Genomic DNA, 17,586 nt, shown 5'->3' on the forward strand with positions numbered 1-17,586 from the left:
GCGAGGCAGCGGTTTCGGGGCCAAATAGTTCGACGAGTATTCGCCCAGCGAACCTGATGCCTGGTCAGCTTCATCCTAACTCGTTCTATTTTCGGTCGGCCCATCGGAACGAAGCTGAGTTTTCGATGTCATCGATCGGTGGTCAGCCGCGAAATATGCGGCCTGACATGGAGGGGCTTAGAGCCATCGACAATGATGCTGCGGTGAGCAGAAACTACGCCAGATTGGTGACAAACTCGGTCGAAGACCTTTGGACGAAAGGGCAAGGGGCGACAACATTTGATGAGTATCGGACCAAGACAATCGGTAAGGTTTCCGGGCATCTTGAAAGGCTGTTTCCCGGACTTCTGTTCACCGGTATCGGAAATCCGCTAAATAACGGAACATTTAAATTTGACAAGGGAGGTTCTAGCGATTTTCCTTATAGAGATTTGTCAAGCGGTGAAAAGGCGGCGTTTGACTTGCTGCTTGATGTTTTTTCGCGCCAAAATGCGTTGGTCGATACAGTGATGTGTATAGACGAACCGGAAGCTCATCTAAATGCTCGAGTGCATGGCGACCTTTTAAATGCCTTGTTTGAGGGGGTGTCCGAAAAGTCACAGCTTTGGCTGGCTAGCCACTCGATCGGTATGATGCGACGTGCTCGCGATTTGTCGTTTGCTTACCCTGGATCAGTCGTCTTCCTCGACTTTGAGGGGCATGATTTTGATAAAGCGGTAACGCTAGGGCCGGTGTCACCAGATAGAGATCTCTGGAAACGCGCTTTGAAGGTAGCGCTTGACGATATAGGCGATCTGGTCGCGCCGGAGCACATCGTTGTCTGCGAAGGCGAGGATAGCGCAAAATCGCTCGATGCCGAATGCTATGGCAAGATATTCGGGCGAACGCATCCTGAGGCTCAATTCGTCCCAGGTGGTGCCAACAGCGAGATTGCAACCGATCGCCGAGGCTACGCATATTTGGTTGGTCGGCTGACGCCGGGAGCAATAGTAACAAGGCTGGTAGATCGAGACGATAAGTCCGCCTCTGAGGTGATTGAGCTTCTCCCGATCAAAACACTCCACCGGCGTAACATCGAATCTTACCTTTTCGCCGACGACGTATTGGAGAGGTTCGCTGAATCCGTTGAGGCGAACAGTTGGCAGCGCATCAAGCCATTGATCGATCAGGCTTTGGCCGATGCCGTTGGAAGAGGGAATCCGCCTGACGATCGAAAACCTGCTGCTCCAGCGATCTATAATGTTCTGCGCCGGGAGCTGGAACTCGTCGGGATGGGGTCGACGGCGAACGCCCTTGCCAAGGAACGGTTGGTGCACCTGATCACCCCTGATTCTGAGGGATACAAGGAGCTCGAAGCCGCGATTTTCTAAAGTTGCTGGTTCAGTGGATAAACGGATGGTCGGAGCGATAGATGGATGGGCGAGCCGGGTTCTCCCCAGTTAACGCTGCCGCTCGACGTGTCGCCCTTCTGACGGGTGGGTGGTAGGGGCGTAAGCATGGACTTTGACGCGCTCCTCATCCGTTTCTTCGGCACCGATGATATCACCACGCTTCCGCCTGAGCGGGTGGCGGACGGAGTGGCCGCGCTACGGCTGCAGTTCGGCTTCGAGAAGAATGAGGACGAACGCTTCGCCCTGTGGTGCCTCATGTTCATGCTCGGCATCGAACCCGACGTAGAGGAGGCTTTTCAGGACGAGAGGGATCGCGCCGCCGCACGCGAGTTCATGGCACAGGCCGAGCGGGAGATGGGAGAGGAAGAGTGATGGGAAAGGTGCATTGCGCTAGGCGACTACCCGGCTACCTATCGGCCGCTGCAGTAGCCTTCGCAAGGCGCCTCATGGCGATCGGAGTTTTGTAGAGCACGATGAAACATCGATACCTGTTTGCATTTTGCGTGATGCTTGCAAGCACGCCAGTCCCGGTGGCCTCTCAGTCACGCGATTCCGTGTCGGAACGTGAGAAGTTCACGGCAGATCAGGTTGTTCGGCGATCTCAGATGACTATCGCGGAGCGCGAGCAGAAACTTAAGGAGGACGATCTGCAGTTGCGTCGGCAGGAGGCCGGACGGGCTCGATGGCTAAACCCGATCCTCGTCGGCGTCTTCGCTGCTTTTGTCGCCGCGCTCGCCAATGTCGCTGTGGCATGGTGGAACGGGCGTTCGCAGCGGGAATTAGATAGAATTCGTGCAAATGACAACCTCACGTTGGAACAGGAGAAATTCCGCAGTGAGTTAGAGTTGCATGCGCGACAGGCCGAGAGTGCTCGCATACTTGAAATGATCAAGACCGGAGACCCTGATAAGGCATCCGACAACATGTCATTTTTGGTAAAAATCGGTCTCATTTCGACACCAGATCTGGTCGAAAAACTTAATCATTACGTTGCGGGCAGGGAGCCAGGGACGGGAGCATCCCTTCCGTCTCCTCCCGGAACCTCGGCTGGCTCGTATTTGGATCTAGATCAATATAATAATTTCTTCGCTCAGTTCATAAGCCATTTTGCCCGCGTACTTGAAAATGAACGTGAGGCGCGTAGGCGAGGAATCGATCTTTCTCAAAACACCGAGTGGCAAAAGGCGCAGCCACATAGAAAGTTGCTTCAGCGGGCACGGGACATGCTGATACAACATGCTTTAATCGGCATGGATAACTCGCATTACGTAACCACAGACGTCTTCGATAAATCTGCTGATAAAATTGAGATCACGCCGAAGCGTTTGCGCGCGATGGCGTACGACGCCGCTCTTCTCGCCAATATGGCGATGGGAATCAGTTGGGGAAGCAACTGGTGGTATGATCCGAATGCAGAAGAAGGAATAACTTCTTTCTACCCTGGCGGATCGGACAATCCAAACTGCATCTGAGGTTGCTCAGCAGCTTGGCAGCACTGTTCTATAGCGTGGTCCCGTGCGCCCGGCACAAACAAAGGCCGCATATTTAGTAGAAGGCGGCTCCAGAGCTACGCAGGCGCCCGATCTCATTCGTCACGACGAATAGCTTGGGAGGTGCGCTCTGATCGCCGTCCAAAGCGAACCGCAATTTACTGCCCACCATCCATCGGCCTCGTGCGGTGCTGGTGATCTCTGCTCGTCACAACCGCGTCCGTGATAGAGTGGGGTGCGGGTGACGATCACGCGCGACCAAGCGAACTGATCGCCGGAGATGTCGATCGTGAGGCCGTTCCACTCCAGCCAGCTATGACAACCTGTCCATCCGCCAATGCTATCCGTCGCGGTCTGATTTACGGCTTCAGGCCGAATGCCAAAACGTTCCAAAAGGTAGCGGGCGAGAAGCTCGACCGAGTGACCGCAACATCCGCGCGGATATGTCATGCTCTTCGCCTGCCACGGCCCTTGACCGGCGGCATCAATGGCACGGCGGAAATCGGTTGCGGCCTCCAAGATATCTGCGTCGGTTGGCGCCATTCGTTTACTGGTCAAAGCCGGTTCCCCCCTCGTTATGCCGCCGAGCGTAGCCGGGTAGTTCGCCAACGGCCGGAGAAGGGGGCGACAAGAGTATAGCGTGGGTCGAGCCCCGCTTCCTACCCAAAGCGCCCCACGCTGGACCCAAACGCGCTTCCCACGGAAAGGCCCTTCCACCGGACGCTGCCCGGTTTCCCTCGTTTATGTGCCTTTGGGTGGATGGTGCCGCTTACAGGACTTGAACCTGTGACCCCCGCATTACGAATGCGATGCTCTACCAGCTGAGCTAAAGCGGCGTGCGGCGAGGCCTCTATACGGGCTCGCGCGTTACCGCAAGCGGGTCATTTGATTTACCTTTCGGCAAGGCCTGCGGGTGCATTCTGAAGAACGGTGATGCCGCATTGCGATGGCAGCGAAGGGCTCGGGCGGGCGATGACGAATTTGGTGGGGACAGGGCAGGGCGAAAGCAGCGGGGGCGGCGCTTATGCGTTCGAACCGCTCCCCTTCATCGCCAGCGAGCGACGGCTGCATGTTCGCGCCTATAATTACTGGCGAGGGCGCGCCGATGATCGCGCCATGCCCACGCTGGCGGATTGCGACGACGTGTCCGAATCCGGTTTTGCCGACCAGATGATTCTGGTGGATCTGCCGGCGGGCAACCAGCCGGCCCGAATTCGCACGATCGGCCCGGCGCTGTCGGCGGAAATGTCGACGGCCGACACTGCCGGCACCAGCCTCGTCGGGCAGCTTCTGGCTCGGCTGCCGACCGTGGCATTGCAGCGCACGCCGATCGGCTTCGAGGCGGAAACGCCGGAGGGCGGCGATGCCGGACGCTGCTTTCGCGGCATTCTGCTGCCGATCGCCGACGCAAAGGGCGCGATCGCGCATGTCATGGGGGTGATGAGCTGGCGGAAGATCGCCGCGGAGCTGCCCGGCCGCGATGTGGCCGCCGCCCTCGCCAGCATCGGCGCGACGCCGCCTTCGGATGCGACGCTTTCGCCCTGGTCTCTGCCGCCTGTGACGCGCGATTTGCCGACACCTCCCTCGACGCTGGAGCGCATCGCCTCGGCGCACACCTGGGCCGCGCTTGCCAAGACGGACCGCCCGCGTGCCCGCGCGCATCTGCACGCCGCCATCGGGGCCGCGCATGATGGCGTGGCCGGGCTGCCGGCGGAGGAAGCCAGGGCGCAGCTGCGCTCCATTTTCGATGATGATGCCGAGTTGCCCGCGATCGAGCGCACCTTGGAGCAGGCGCGTCTGCTGGCGATCGGCGGGCATGATCTCGCCCGGCGGCTGGATGCCGCGCCCGGCGGCGTGGCCGAATTCGCCGCCCGCTGGGAAGCGATGCCGGATGCCGGCCAGGCGCCGCCTCGGGCCCGCTTCCGTCTCACCTCGATCGCGCCGGAGCTTATGGCCCGGTCGTCGCATCGCTCCGACGACGAGGATGATGCGGGGCGCGAGCCGGCAGGCCGGGCCGCGGGCTGATACCTGTCGGCCTCGCTTGTGCTGGTAACGAGCGAGGCGCATAGCGCGTGCATCTTGAATGAGGAGGGGCGCCTCTCCGAGGACGCTCCCAAGGAGCAGATGCATGGACGCGGAGCTCGTTGAAAACGAAGCACGCATGACGCTCGACAAGGCGATCGGAGAGGCGATTGTCGCCTCGCTGACGGACGGTGCCTTGCCGGGTGAGACGGATGGGCTGGACGATGCCGGGCGTGCCGAGGCCGCGGCTTTCGTGGCCGCCACGGCGAATGCGAGGCGGCCGGGCGAGGCGGCGGTGCAGATCGAATCGATCGGTGGGGAAGGTGTTCGCCGCAGGATGCGCCTTGCGATCGTGAATGACGACATGCCGTTCCTTGTGGATTCGGTGGCGGGTGCGCTGGCCGAAGCGGGGATCGACATTCATCGCCTGCTGCATCCGGTCGTCGCCGTGCGTCGGGATGGCGGCGGCAAGCTGGTCGAGCTGTTTCGTGGCGAAGCGAGCGGCGAGCGCCGGGAATCGATGATCTATATCGAAGCCGATCGTGCCGATGCGAAGGCGCGCCGCGCGCTGGAGGCCGAGATCGCCGCGACGCTGGGCGATGTGCGCCACGCGGTGGAAGACTGGCCGCGCATGCAGCTTGCGCTGCGCGATGCGGCGGCGACACTGCCGGATGGCGAGGGCGCGGCCTTGCTGCGCTGGTTCCTGGAACGGCATTTCACCTTGCTGGGCGCGCATGTCGAGACGCGTGACGGCGCCCTTCGGGATGGGCTCGGCATATTGCGCGGCGCGAGCGATCCCTTGTGGACCGAGGAAGCACGGGCCGAGGCGTTTCGCTGGTTTGAGCGTGGCGGTGAGGCCCCGCTCGCGATCAAGAGCGATCGCACGGCGCGCGTCCACCGCCGCACCGCACTGGACATGCTGGTCGTGCCCTTGCGCGGCGATACGGGCGTGGAGGCGCTTTCGATCCATGTCGGCCTGTGGACCAGCGCCGCGCTGCGCTCGCCTTCGGACAAGGTGCCGGTGCTTCGCGCGCGGCTGAAGGCGATCGAGGAAAAATATGGCTTCGATCCCGGCGCCCACGCCGGCAAGGCGCTGCGCCATGCATTGTCGGCGCTGCCGCATGATCTGCTCGTGGGCCTCGGCGCGGGCGCGCTGGAAGAGGTGGCGCTGACGGCGATGTCGCTCGCCGATCGCCCCCGGCCGAAGCTGGTGATCGCGGCAGGGCCACTGCGCCGGCATCTTTATGCGTTCGTCTGGCTCGCGCGGGAGGCGGTCTCCACCGCGCTTCGCCTGGCGATCCGCAATCTGCTGTCGGAGGCGGCGGACGCCCCGGTATCCAGCTGGTCGCTGGAGACGGGCGGCGAGGGCGATCTGGCGCTCCTGCGCTTCACGCTGGATCCGCGCCCCGGCGCGACGATGCCGGATGTCGCCGCGCTGGATCACGCGATCGAGGCGATGCTGCGCGGCTGGGCGCCGGCCGTGGAACTGGCGCTGGGCCAGAGCGTGAACGCCACGCGCGCGGCGCGGTTGACGCTCGACTGGGCCGAGCAATTCCCGGCACCCTATCGCAATGCGGAAGTGCCGGCGGAGGCGGCGGCGGATGCGCTGCGGCTCGACGCGCTGGCGGACGAGGGGGCGCGGGGCACGCGCATCGCCGCCGCCGCCGATGGGGAGCCGATGCACCTCAAGCTGAAAACCTATCGGCTGGGTGGGCTGATGCCGCTTTCCTCCACCGTTCCGGTGCTGGAGAATTTCGGCTTCACCGTGCTGGCCGAGCGCCCGACGCGCATGGCGGGCGAGCGGAACGCCTATATCCACGATTTCCTCGTCGAGACGACCGATGTCGCCATCGTCGATGATGTGCTCGCGCGGGCGGACGATGTGGGCGCGGCGATCTCGGCAGTGCTGGAAGGGCAGGCCGAAGACGACGCGTTCAACATGCTCGTCGTCTCGATCGGGTTGCACCCCGGCGACGTGCTACTGTTGCGCGCCTGGTTCCGTTATCTGCGCCAGACCGGCCTTGCCTATGGGCTCCAGACGGTGGCGGCCGCGCTCGGACGGTCCGCCGAAGTGACGAAGGCATTGCTCGGCTTCTTCCACGCCCGGCATGATCCGAAGAGCAGGCGCGACGGCGAGCGCGAACTCGCCGCGATCGACGAAGGGCTCACTGCGGTCTCCTCGATCGAGGATGACCGGATCCTGCGCCGGCTGCGCGGTCTGGTGCTGGCCATCCTGCGCACCAACGCCTTTACGCCGGCCGCTGGGGAGGCGCTCGCCTTCAAGCTGGATTCGGCCGAAGTGCCGAACCTGCCCAAGCCCAGGCCGTGGCGCGAAATCTGGGTCTATAGCCCGCGCGTGGAGGGTATCCATCTGCGCGGCGGCCCGATCGCGCGTGGCGGCCTGCGCTGGTCCGATCGGCGGGACGATTTCCGTACCGAGATATTGGGCCTGATGAAGGCCCAGGTGGTGAAGAATGCGGTGATCGTGCCGACCGGCGCGAAAGGCGGTTTCTATCCGAAGCTGCTGCCGCCTCCTGCGAACCGCGACGCTTGGCTGGCGGAAGGCACCGAGAGCTATCGCATCTTCATCCGCTCGCTCCTCTCCGTCACCGACAATCTCGTCGAGGGCGGCGTCGTTCATCCGCAAGGCGTCGTGATCCACGATGGCGATGATCCCTATTTCGTCGTCGCGGCCGACAAGGGCACGGCGACCTTCTCCGATGTCGCCAATGCGATCGCGGTGGAGCGGGGCTTCTGGCTGGGCGATGCCTTCGCCAGCGGCGGCAGCGTGGGTTACGATCACAAGGCGATGGGGATCACGGCGCGTGGCGCCTGGGTTTCCGTCCAGAGACATTTCAAGGAGATGGGGGTCGATGTTCAGACCGATCCCGTCACCGTCGTCGGCTGCGGCGATATGTCCGGCGACGTGTTCGGCAACGGTATGCTGCTGTCCAAGGCGCTCCGGCTGGTCGCCGCCTTCGATCACCGGCACATCTTCCTCGATCCCTCGCCGGATGCCGCGCGCAGCTGGGAGGAGAGGGCGCGCATGTTCGCGCTGCCGCGCTCTTCCTGGGCGGATTATGACGCAAGCCTGATCTCGCCCGGCGGCGGGGTCTATTCGCGATCGCAGAAGAGCATTCCGCTCTCCCCGGAGATCCGCGCCGTGCTGGGTCTGGCGGAGACCGAGCTGGATCCCTCGTCCCTCATCAGCGCGATCCTGAAATCGCCTGCCGACCTGCTCTGGTTCGGCGGGATCGGCACCTATGTGAAGGCCGCTGCCGAGGGCAATGTGGAGGTGGGCGATGCCGCCAACGATCCCCATCGCGTGAACGGCGAGGAATTGCGCGTGAAGGTGATCGGCGAGGGCGCCAATCTCGGCGTCACGCAGGCCGGGCGCATCGCCTTTTCCGAGCGAGGCGGGCGGATCAACACCGACTTCATCGACAATTCGGCTGGTGTCGATTGCTCGGATAACGAGGTGAACATCAAGATCGCGCTCAATCGCGAGATGAACGAGGGGCGCCTCCCCTTCGAGGATCGCAACGCCTTCCTGGCCGGAATGACGGACGAGGTGGCCCGGATCGTGCTGGAGGATAATCGCCTCCAGACATTGGGCCTCTCCCTGGCCGAACGCGGCGGGGCGGCGGCGTTGCCGGGCCAACTCCGCGTGATCGAGATATTGGAAGGCATGGGCCGGATCGATCGCGCCGTGGACGGGATCGAGAGCAACGAGGCATTGCTGCGCCGCGCACGCGAGGAGCGCGGCCTGACCCGGCCGGAACTCGCCATCCTGCTGAGCCACGGCAAACTCGCGTTGCAGGCAGCGATCGAGGCGACCGACATCGCGCGTGACGAATGGTTCGGTCCCCTGCTGCACGCGGCCTTCCCGCCGCAGATGCAGGCGCGGTTCGCGCCCGCGATCGATTCTCACCGGCTGCGGCCGGAAATCGTGGCCACGAAGATGGCCAACCGTGTCGTCAACCGGCTCGGCCTCGTCGGGCCGTTCGAGCTTTCGGAAGAGGAGGGCGTCACGCTCGCCGAGGTCGCTGCCGCATATTTCGCGACGGATGCGATGCTAGGGTTCGAGGCGCTGTTCGCGGAGCTGGAAACCGGCCAGATGGACGAGACGGCGCGGCTTCTCCTGCTGGATATGGCGGGGCGGGGCGCGCGCCTGCACGTCGCGGATCTGCTCCGCGTGAGCAATGGCCAGATCGAGCCGGCCAGTCTGGTGAGCGAGCTCCAATCCGGTCTCGACCGGCTTTCGGCGGGGCTGGAGCCGCTGCTGCGGGATGATGCGCGCGCGCAGGCGGGGGCGCTATCAGCCCGGCTGATCGCCGCTGGCGGCGAAGAGAGGCTGGTGGCCAAGGTCGTTCGCCTGTTCGAGCTGGATGGCGCGATCGGCACGGCGGCGCTCGGTGCGCGGATCGGTGTCGACGAAATCGCCCTGACGGAAGCCTATGTCCGTGTGGGCGAGGTGCTGGGCATCGACTGGGCGAAATCGGCCGCAGTGCGCTTCGTGCCGGCGGATCCATGGGAACGCCTCCTCACGGCGGGGCTGGCGCGCGATTTCGAGCAATTCCGGCTCGATTTCCTCGCGCGCATCGGGGACGGGGATCCCGAAGCTGCGCTGGATGCGTGGCTGGCCGAGAATGAGACGCGCGTGGGCCAGTTCGTGCAACTGGTCGATCGCGCGCGACTGGCGCCCACCGTCAGCGCCGCGATGCTGGCGCAGATCGCGGCACAGGCGCGAAGCCTTCTCGCGCGATGATCTCGAACGCTCTCCCTGTCTTCCGGGCGAGGAGAGCGTTCGAGCGGTCTTGTTGGGGGATGCTGCTGGTCGATCGACCGGATCGGCGGCGATCCGTCTGCCAGCCCGGAATTCGTCCGCGCGTTTCAGGCCTGCGTTGGCAGGCCCGTTCCTGATCGGATCAGAGCTTGGGGAATTTCAGGCCGCCTGGCATGGGCGGAGCGCCGGGCTCCGCATCGGCGACATCCAGACGCCGCCACCCAGTGGGGCCTAGCCGCTCCATTGGCTGGAAGCGGGTCTTGTATTGCATGCGGGCAGAACCCTTCACCCAATAGCCAAGATAGACATAGGGCAGGTTCGCGGCGTTCGATCGCATGATGTGATCGATGATGATGAACGTGCCGAGACCGGGGCGGCTTTCCAGCTCGGGATCGAAGAAGCTGTAGACCATCGAGAGCCCATCGGACTGCTGATCGGTCAGGCAGGCGCCGATCAGGCGGCCGGGACGGCCATCCGTCGATGGTTCGCGATATTCGACGACGAAGGTGGTGACGGGCGTCTGCTCCACCATGTCGGCGAAATCGAGCTCATCCATCTCCGCCATGCCGCCACCCGGATGGCGCGCGGCAAGATAGCGACGGAGCAGGCCATATTGCTCCTCCGTCGTCCACGGGCGGCAGGCGCTGATCTCGAGATCCGAATTGCGACGCATCAGCTTGCGCTGGGTGGCGTTGGGCTTGAATTCGCCGGCCACGACGCGAACCGACACGCATGCCTGGCAATCGATGCAACTCGGCCGGTAGGCGACACCCTGGCTGCGCCGGAAGCCGATTCGGCCTAGCGCCTCGTTCAGCTCGCCCGCATGGGGGCCGGCCAGCTCCGTGAACACCTTTCGTTCCGTGCGGCCGGCGAGATACGGGCAAGGCGCGGGCGTCGTTACGAAGAAACGCGGAAATTTGAACTGCGCGCTCACGCCCGATTCCGCCCCAATCGCAATGCCTAGCCCCGATAACGACTATGCCGCCAGCGGGCTGCCATGAAAAGCGGCTTTACCATGAAAGATGGTTACCAAAGCTTTAAAGCGATCGGGCGCAGGGATCGGTCAGGCAAGCTCGACCGGGCTCACTTCATAGCCGGCGGCGCGCAACTCACTGGTCAGTCGATCCAGATGCGCCTGATTGCGGGTTTCGCATTCCACATCCAGGCTCAGGCCCTTGGCCGGAAGATTGGTGAAGATGCGCTGGTGCGAGAGCTCCAGGATGTTCACGCCTTCCTGATCGAAGATGCGCGCCACATTGAACAGCGCACCCGGCCGATCCTGCAACCGGATGCGCAGGCGCGCGAGCCGGCCCGAGCGGGCGAGATCGCGCAGCAGGACATTGGCGAGCAGGCGCGTATCGATATTGCCGCCGCAAAGAACGAGGCCCACCGTCTTGCCGGCAAACTTCTCCTTATGCGCGAGCAGCGCGGCGAGGCCGGCGGCGCCCGCACCCTCCACCACCGTCTTCTCGATCTGGAGCAGCAGCGACAGGGCGCGCTCCATGTCCCGTTCGGAAACGAGGACAATGTCGTCCACCTTCTCGCGCACGATCTCGGAGGTCAGCGCGCCCGGCTGGTTGACGGCGATGCCCTCGGCCAGCGTATCGCCGCCCACGGGGAGATGCGCGCCGGTGATCCGGTTGAACATCGAAGGATAAAGCTCGGCCTGCACGCCGATCACCTCGATCGGGCGATCGGCCGCCTTGGCGACCGTCGAACAGCCCGAAATCAGGCCGCCGCCGCCGATCGGCACGACGAAACAGTCGATATCGGGCGCGGCCTCCAGCATCTCCAGCGCCACGGTGCCTTGCCCCGCGATGATGTGCGGATCATCGAAGGGGTGGACGAAGGTCAGCCGCTGTTCGGCCTCCACCAGCCGCGCATGGGCATAGGCCTCGTCGAAGCTCTCGCCGTGGAGGATCACGGTCGCGCCGTGATTCTCGGTCTGCTGCACCTTCACGGTGGGCGTCGGCTTCGGCATCACGATCGTGACGGGAATGCCCAGGCGGCGGCCATGATAGGCAACGCCCTGCGCATGATTGCCCGCCGACGCCGCGATCACGCCGCGTGCCCGTGCGCCTTCATCCAGCTGGAGCAGCCTGTTGAGCGCGCCGCGCTCCTTGTAGGCGGCGGTGAACTGGAGATTCTCGAATTTCAGATAGACGGTCGCGCCCGTCAGTTCGGAAAGCGTGCGGCTCAGCAGGGTCGGCGTGCGCACGATCGAGGGCTGCACGCGCGCGGCCGCGATCCGAATATCCTCCATCGACACCACGGGGGTGGGGACGAGGTCGATCGTTTGCAGCGTAGCCATCGGTGGCCCCTACAGGCTCTTACGCCGTATTTGAACCCTTTCGCGTTGCGAAGGCGGCTGGCGCATGAGCGCGCGTCGCATTATCGGACGCGCATGGCCAAGATCGCATATATCGGCCTGGGCGTGATGGGTGGGCCGATGGCGCGCCACCTCCTCGCCGCAGGCCACGACGTCACCGTCTATAATCGCACCGCCGAGAAGGCGGATCAGTGGGTCGCCGCCAATGGTGGTCGATCCGCACCCACGCCCGCCGCTGCGGCGCAAGGAGCCGATGCGGTGATCAGCTGCGTTGGCGCGGATGCCGATCTCGAGGCGGTCACGCTTGGCGATGCGGGCGCGTTCGCGGCGATGAGCGAGGGCGCACTTTTCATCGATCACACCACCGTTTCGGCGAAGATCGCCCGACGCCTGGCCGAGGAGGGAAGCGCACGCGGGCTGCTCGTCGTCGACGCGCCCGTATCCGGCGGGCAGGCGGGTGCAGAGAAAGGCGCGCTTTCCATCATGTGCGGCGGTACGATCGAGGCGCTGGCGAAAGCGCATCCGCTGATGGAGGCCTATGCGGCGCGCATCGTCCATATCGGTGGCGCGGGCGCGGGCCAGCAGGCCAAGATGGCGAACCAGATCTGCATCGCCGGCGTGCTTCAGGGCCTTTCGGAAGCGATGCGCTTCACGCAGGCCTCCGGCCTCGATCCGGACAAGGTGTTCGAGGCGATATCGGGCGGGGCGGCGGCGAGCTGGCAGATGCAGAATCGCTGGGCGACGATGGCGGCGGACAGCTTCGACTTCGGTTTCGCCGTGGATTGGATGCGCAAGGATCTTGGCCTCGCGCTGGAGGAGGCGCGCGGCAATGGCGCCACCTTGCCCGTCACGGCGCTGGTCGATCAATTCTATGCCGAAGTGCAGGCCATGGGCGGCGGCCGGCAGGATACCAGCAGCCTCATGCGCAGGCTGGGGCGTTGATCCGGAGCCCGTCGTCACCGGCGATGGGATCGGGCGATCCGGCCTGCTCCGCCGGGATGCACCGGGTGGTGCGCGATCGGGCCTCGCTGAGGGTGGCCATGCTCGCCGCGGTGGCGATAGCCTTCTCAGCGGGCGCGCCGGTCAACGCGAAGAAACGCCCGCCCGTGGCGGAAATCCCGCTCACCGAGCAGGGGCTGGTCGATAACGTCAACGGTTACACGATCGGAATGAAGGGCGAGATCGTCCGCTTTACGGGCATGCTGATCGATCGCCAGGGCAAGGTGGCGGGCCTGCTCCACGCGGGCGAGGCGCGGCCGCAGCGCCCCGATTTCCGACTGGACGGGCAGGGGCGGACGTTGCTGCCGGGCCTGATCGATGCCCATGGCCATGTACAGGGGCTGGGTGACCAGGCGCTGAGCCTTGACCTCACGGGCACGAAAAGCCTTGCCGAGGCGCAGGCGAAGCTCGCCGCTTATGCGCCGGCGCATACGGGATCGGCCTGGATCCGGGGCGGCGGCTGGAATCAGGAAACGTGGCGGCTCGGCCGCTTTCCCACCGCCGCCGATCTCGACGCGATCGTGCGCGACCGGCCGATCCTGCTGGAGCGGATCGACGGCCATGCCGTGTGGGCCAATGGTGCGGCCATGGCGGCCGCCGGCATCAGCGCAAAGACGAAGGATCCTGCCGGCGGACGGATCGAGCGGGATGCGAAGGGCAATCCGACAGGCCTGTTCGTGGATGCCGCGCGCAAGCTGGTGGAGCAGGCGGCGCCCCCGCGCCTGCCGCGCGAACGCGATCAGGCCTTCGCCGCCGCGCAGGATATCCTGCTGGCCGATGGCATCACCGCGACGTGCGACATGGGCACGAGCATCGAGGATTGGGAGGCGATGCGCCGCGCGGGCGATGCCGGCCGGCTGCGCCTGCGTGTCGTGAGCTACGCCTTCGGGCTGGAGCCGCTGCTGGCGGTGGCCGGCACGGGCCCCACGCCGTGGCTCTATGGCGGGCGCCTGCGGATGGTGGGCGTGAAGCTCTTTGCCGATGGCGCGCTTGGATCACGCGGCGCCGCGCTGAAGCAGCCTTATGCCGATGCGCCGGGGCAGAAGGGCACGCTCTTCAATGACGACGCCAAGCTCAAGAACCTGATGAGCCGGGCGGCGATGGATGATTTCCAGGTGGCGGTGCACGCGATCGGCGATGCGGCCAATGCGCAGGTGCTGGATGCGATCAACGAGCTGGCGGATACCTACAAGGGCGATCGGCGCTGGCGGATCGAGCATGCCCAGATCGTTGACGTGAAGGATCTGCCGCGCTTCGCCCAGCATGGCACGATCGCCTCGATGCAGCCCAGCCACGCGACATCCGATCACCGGATGGCGGTCGTGCGGCTGGGGCCGGACAGGCTGGCCGGTGCCTATGCCTGGAAGACGATGCTGGACGAGAAGGTGCCGCTCGCCTTCGGATCGGATTATCCGGTCGAGGATCCCAATCCGTTTCCGGGCATGGCGGATGCGATCACGCGGCAGGATGCGGCCGGCGATCCGCCGGGGGGCTGGCTGCCCGAACAGAAGCTGACGCTGGATCAGGCCTTCGCCGCCTTCACGACCGGGGCGGCCTATGCCGCGAAGGCCGAACAGCAGATCGGCAGCCTGGAGCCGGGCCATTATGCCGACTTCATCCTCGTCGATCGCGACCCCTTCCGGGTGACGCCCGAGGCGCTGCGCGAGACGAAGGTGCTGGAGACATGGGTCGGCGGCCAGCGGGCCTGGGTCAGGAAGTAACCGCACCCGTCATGCCGGCACCGTCTGGCCTCCATGCCGTTCGATCATGATTTGCGGGCATGAGGCGAACCGGTATCGCCCCCTGCCTGCGCCGGGGACGATGTCAGGCCGGTTCAGCTCGCATATTTGACCGAGCAGCCATAAGCCCGGCTCTCGCTCACGCCGATCTTGCGCCCGGCCTTCATGTCGCCCAGCGCCGCCAGCACCATATTCTTCGCGGATGCGATGTCGGCGGGGTTGGCGGTCGGCTTGTCGTCGATGCCGCCCTGATAGACGAGGCGCCCGGCCGGATCGATCACGTACATGTGTGGCGTCGTCTTGGCGGCGTAGAGATGGCCGACCTTGCCGGCGGGATCGAGCAGATAGGCATTGGGCCTGGCCTTCGATGACGTGACGAAACGCGCGGCTTGGGCGCCGTTCATATGGCCCTGCTGGCCGGGTGCACCGCTGTTGATCGTCAGCCAGACGACCCCTTGGGCGCCGGCCGCGGCCTGCGTCTTCTGCATGTTCCCGCTGCCATAATGTTTCTGCACGAAGGGGCAGCCGGGATTGTTCCACTCCAGCACCACCGTCTTGCCCCTGAACGCGGCGAGGCTCACCTGCTTGCCGGAGGCATCGGGAAGCGTGAAGTTCGGGGCCATCGCGCCCGTGGCGACATCGGCGGAGGCGGGGGCGGCAAGACTGGCCGCGATCGCGATCATCGCGAGGCTTCGAAACGGAGTGTGCATCTCAGGCTCTCCTCTCGATATATCCCGCCGACTCGTCAGGCGGGCAGGGCCGCCAGCATGCCCGGCGTCAGCACCTGCGGCAATTCCTTCGGTTCGGCGCCGCCCGCCGGATACCAGAGATAGAAGGGCACGCCCGATCGGCCATGCGCCGCGAGGAAACGGCTGATCGCGGGATCGCCATTCGTCCAGTCGCCGACCATCACCGCCACCTTCTTCGCCGCGAAGGCGTGCGCAACTTCCTCGCGCTCGATCGCGGCCTTTTCGTTGACCTTGCAGGTCAGACACCAGTCGGCGGTGAAATAGAGGAGCACCGGCCGGCCCTCCGCTCGCAGCGCGGCGAGGCGCACCTCATCGAAACGTTCATGGCCGGGCTCGGCCGATGCCGCCTGAGTGGCGACAGCGGCGTCGCGCGGTATGGTGACGACGATCACACCCGTCACCAGCAGGGCGGGCACCAGCGGCCACCAGGCAGCGGGCTTGAACGCAAGCTGACGGCGGCCAACACACCACAGACCGAGCGTGAAGACGAGCGCGGCGGCAAGCGCCAGCGCCATCCCGTCGACGCCGGCCTGCCGCCCCGCGATCCAGGCCAGACCGAGCGCCGTGAGGAACATCGGCACGCTCAGGATGCGGCGGAGGCGATCCATCCACGCACCCGGCTTCGGCAGGCGATTGCGCAGGGCGGGGACGAAACCGAGCAGGAGAAACGGCAAAGCGAGCCCCAGCCCGAGCCCCGCGAAGATGGCGAGCGCGGCGGGCGCGGGCAGAACGAGCGCCGCGCCCAGCGCGACGCCCATGAACGGCCCGGAGCAGGGCGTGGCCACGAAGGCCGCGAGCGCGCCGGTCCAGAAGGCGCCGGCCTTGCCCCCCTGCGACGCGAGCGCGTCGCCGCCGGTGATGGCGGGCAACTCGAACAGGCCGGCCAGATTGAAGGCGATGGCACTCACGAGAACCAGCAGGATCAGGATGACGCGCACATCCTGCAGCTGGAAGGCCCAGCCCGCCGTCTGCCCAGCCGCGCGCAGGCCCAGCAGGACGGCGCCGAGCGCGATGCAGATGGCGACCACGCCGGCCGTATAGGCGATCGCCTCGCCCCGCGCGTCCGCCTCCGACTTGCCCGATCGCGCCAGGCTCAGCGCCTTGAGGCTCAGGATCGGGAAGACGCAGGGCATGATATTGAGCAGCAGACCACCGAGGACTGCGCCTCCCAGCGCCAGCAGGGTTGCGACCAGACCCGTGTCGCCCGCTTTTTCCTGCGCGCCGGATGCGCCGATCGCGGCGATCGTTCCCGGCATTGCCTCCAGAGCGACGCCACTGTCCGAACCGAGCCGCAGGATGCCCTCGATTTTAGCGGGAGGCGCACCATCCTTGGCGACCGTCTCGATCACGAGGCGATCCCCCTCGCGCGCCACCTTCTGCGGCGCAGCATAATCGATGATCTTGTCGGTCAGGGGAAAGAAATAGGGCTGCACCGCCTGCGCGGCGGCCGGCAGGGGCACTTCGAGGCGGAAGGTCTTGCCCGAAATGGCATAATGCGCGACGCCGCCGAGCGGCCGGGGGAGCGCCGCGCGCCAGCGATCGAACTGTGCGATCTTGGCCGGATCGGCATGGCCATCCCCCACCGTCAGCTCGGTTTCCAGCACGGCTGTTTCGGGCACGCAGACGGAAGGGTTGCAGGCAAGCCAGTCCAGCTTGGCCTTGATCGGCAGCTGCGTGCCCGGTGCCATGCCCTTCGGCACGTCGACCGTGACGAGCATCGCGTAATCGCGCTCATAAACATAGTTCATCAGGCCCGCGATCAGCAGCGTCTGCGGCACCGGATATTGGAGCGGGCCGAAATGGAGGCCCTTGTCCGCTGTCCATTCCACCAGCGTCTCGATCCCGGCGTCGCCCGGATTTTTCCAATAGCCGTGCCAGGTGGGATCGGGGCGCATCGCGAAAGCCAGCGTCACCTTGCTGCCGGGCGCCGGCGTGGCGCTTTCTGCCACGAGAGCGGGGGTGATATGATTGGTGGTGCCCAGCGCCTCGGCAAAGGCGGGCGCGGCCAGCAGCAGGGCGAACAGCGTGAGGATGCGACGGATCATGTTACGCCTTTAGCATGGCAGGCGGGCGAAACGCGA

Annotated in this window: 12 protein-coding genes and 1 tRNA gene; 7 read left to right on the forward strand and 6 right to left on the reverse strand. The window is 65.1% G+C overall.

Annotated features, from left to right (window positions below):
* The first annotated feature begins 56 nt into the window (after positions 1 to 56).
* From DI605_RS11285 to DI605_RS11295, 3 genes are all read left to right on the forward strand, one after another.
* Entirely contained in the window at positions 57 to 1,370 is a 1,314-nt protein-coding gene (locus DI605_RS11285; RefSeq protein WP_293973509.1) for an AAA family ATPase, read from the forward strand.
* Positions 1,371 to 1,496: 126 nt separating this feature from the next.
* Positions 1,497 to 1,763, forward strand: a complete 267-nt coding sequence (locus tag DI605_RS11290) for a hypothetical protein (RefSeq protein ID WP_293973512.1) — start codon at positions 1,497 to 1,499, stop codon at positions 1,761 to 1,763.
* Between the two features lie 233 nt (positions 1,764 to 1,996).
* On the forward strand, positions 1,997 to 2,863 hold the full coding sequence (locus DI605_RS11295) for a hypothetical protein (protein ID WP_293973514.1): 867 nt from the start codon (positions 1,997 to 1,999) through the stop codon (positions 2,861 to 2,863).
* Positions 2,864 to 2,983: 120 nt separating this feature from the next.
* On the opposite strand, the gene DI605_RS11300 is transcribed toward DI605_RS11295, so the two are convergent.
* Both DI605_RS11300 and DI605_RS11305 read right to left on the reverse strand, forming a co-directional pair.
* Positions 2,984 to 3,424, reverse strand: coding sequence for a hypothetical protein (locus DI605_RS11300; protein WP_293973517.1), 441 nt, complete (start codon positions 3,422 to 3,424; stop codon positions 2,984 to 2,986).
* A 217-nt stretch (positions 3,425 to 3,641) separates the two neighbouring features.
* A tRNA-Thr gene (locus DI605_RS11305) sits at positions 3,642 to 3,717 on the reverse strand.
* Positions 3,718 to 3,853: 136 nt separating this feature from the next.
* Between DI605_RS11305 and DI605_RS11310 the strand changes: the two genes are divergently transcribed.
* Both DI605_RS11310 and DI605_RS11315 read left to right on the forward strand, forming a co-directional pair.
* Positions 3,854 to 4,906 (forward strand): hypothetical protein, encoded by a 1,053-nt coding sequence (locus DI605_RS11310; RefSeq protein ID WP_293973520.1) that lies wholly within the window; start codon positions 3,854 to 3,856, stop codon positions 4,904 to 4,906.
* A 103-nt stretch (positions 4,907 to 5,009) separates the two neighbouring features.
* Entirely contained in the window at positions 5,010 to 9,671 is a 4,662-nt protein-coding gene (locus DI605_RS11315; RefSeq protein ID WP_293973523.1) for an NAD-glutamate dehydrogenase domain-containing protein, read from the forward strand.
* A gap of 160 nt (positions 9,672 to 9,831) precedes the next feature.
* On the opposite strand, the gene DI605_RS11320 is transcribed toward DI605_RS11315, so the two are convergent.
* Both DI605_RS11320 and DI605_RS11325 read right to left on the reverse strand, forming a co-directional pair.
* Entirely contained in the window at positions 9,832 to 10,623 is a 792-nt protein-coding gene (locus tag DI605_RS11320) for an arginyltransferase (RefSeq protein WP_293973525.1), read from the reverse strand.
* A 129-nt stretch (positions 10,624 to 10,752) separates the two neighbouring features.
* Complete coding sequence (locus tag DI605_RS11325; RefSeq protein ID WP_293973527.1) at positions 10,753 to 12,000, reverse strand: threonine ammonia-lyase; 1,248 nt, start codon at positions 11,998 to 12,000, stop codon at positions 10,753 to 10,755.
* A gap of 45 nt (positions 12,001 to 12,045) precedes the next feature.
* Between DI605_RS11325 and DI605_RS11330 the strand changes: the two genes are divergently transcribed.
* A complete protein-coding gene (locus tag DI605_RS11330) occupies positions 12,046 to 12,960 on the forward strand; it encodes an NAD(P)-dependent oxidoreductase (protein WP_293974424.1) in 915 nt (304 codons plus the stop codon).
* 56 nt (positions 12,961 to 13,016) lie between these two features.
* Positions 13,017 to 14,738 carry an amidohydrolase gene (locus DI605_RS11335; RefSeq protein WP_293974426.1) on the forward strand — a complete coding sequence of 574 codons (1,722 nt, stop codon included), beginning with the start codon at positions 13,017 to 13,019 and terminating at the stop codon, positions 14,736 to 14,738.
* A gap of 113 nt (positions 14,739 to 14,851) precedes the next feature.
* Here DI605_RS11335 and DI605_RS11340 read toward each other — a convergent pair whose 3' ends face one another.
* Together DI605_RS11340 and DI605_RS11345 are read right to left on the reverse strand one after the other, a co-directional pair.
* The gene (locus DI605_RS11340) at positions 14,852 to 15,466 is read right to left on the reverse strand and encodes a redoxin domain-containing protein (protein ID WP_293973529.1); all 615 of its coding nucleotides are present in this window, start codon (positions 15,464 to 15,466) and stop codon (positions 14,852 to 14,854) included.
* A 35-nt stretch (positions 15,467 to 15,501) separates the two neighbouring features.
* Positions 15,502 to 17,550, reverse strand: coding sequence for a thioredoxin family protein (locus DI605_RS11345; RefSeq protein ID WP_293973532.1), 2,049 nt, complete (start codon positions 17,548 to 17,550; stop codon positions 15,502 to 15,504).
* Between the last annotated feature and the right edge of the window lie 36 nt (positions 17,551 to 17,586).

The organism is Sphingomonas sp. (assembly GCF_003248515.1).
Taxonomy (GTDB): Bacteria; Pseudomonadota; Alphaproteobacteria; order Sphingomonadales; family Sphingomonadaceae; genus Sphingomonas_I.

What these genes read in the sequence shown, in the direction of transcription:
- DI605_RS11285 (WP_293973509.1), top strand. Translation starts at nt 57, where the DNA reads ATGCCTGGTCAGCTTCATCCTAACTCGTTCTATTTTCGGTCGGCCCAT.
- DI605_RS11290 (WP_293973512.1), top strand. Translation starts at nt 1,497, where the DNA reads ATGGACTTTGACGCGCTCCTCATCCGTTTCTTCGGCACCGATGATATC.
- DI605_RS11295 (WP_293973514.1), top strand. Translation starts at nt 1,997, where the DNA reads ATGACTATCGCGGAGCGCGAGCAGAAACTTAAGGAGGACGATCTGCAG.
- DI605_RS11300 (WP_293973517.1), bottom strand. Translation starts at nt 3,424, where the DNA reads ATGGCGCCAACCGACGCAGATATCTTGGAGGCCGCAACCGATTTCCGC.
- DI605_RS11310 (WP_293973520.1), top strand. Translation starts at nt 3,854, where the DNA reads ATGACGAATTTGGTGGGGACAGGGCAGGGCGAAAGCAGCGGGGGCGGC.
- DI605_RS11315 (WP_293973523.1), top strand. Translation starts at nt 5,010, where the DNA reads ATGGACGCGGAGCTCGTTGAAAACGAAGCACGCATGACGCTCGACAAG.
- DI605_RS11325 (WP_293973527.1), bottom strand. Translation starts at nt 12,000, where the DNA reads ATGGCTACGCTGCAAACGATCGACCTCGTCCCCACCCCCGTGGTGTCG.
- DI605_RS11335 (WP_293974426.1), top strand. Translation starts at nt 13,017, where the DNA reads ATGCACCGGGTGGTGCGCGATCGGGCCTCGCTGAGGGTGGCCATGCTC.
- DI605_RS11340 (WP_293973529.1), bottom strand. Translation starts at nt 15,466, where the DNA reads ATGCACACTCCGTTTCGAAGCCTCGCGATGATCGCGATCGCGGCCAGT.
- DI605_RS11345 (WP_293973532.1), bottom strand. Translation starts at nt 17,550, where the DNA reads ATGATCCGTCGCATCCTCACGCTGTTCGCCCTGCTGCTGGCCGCGCCC.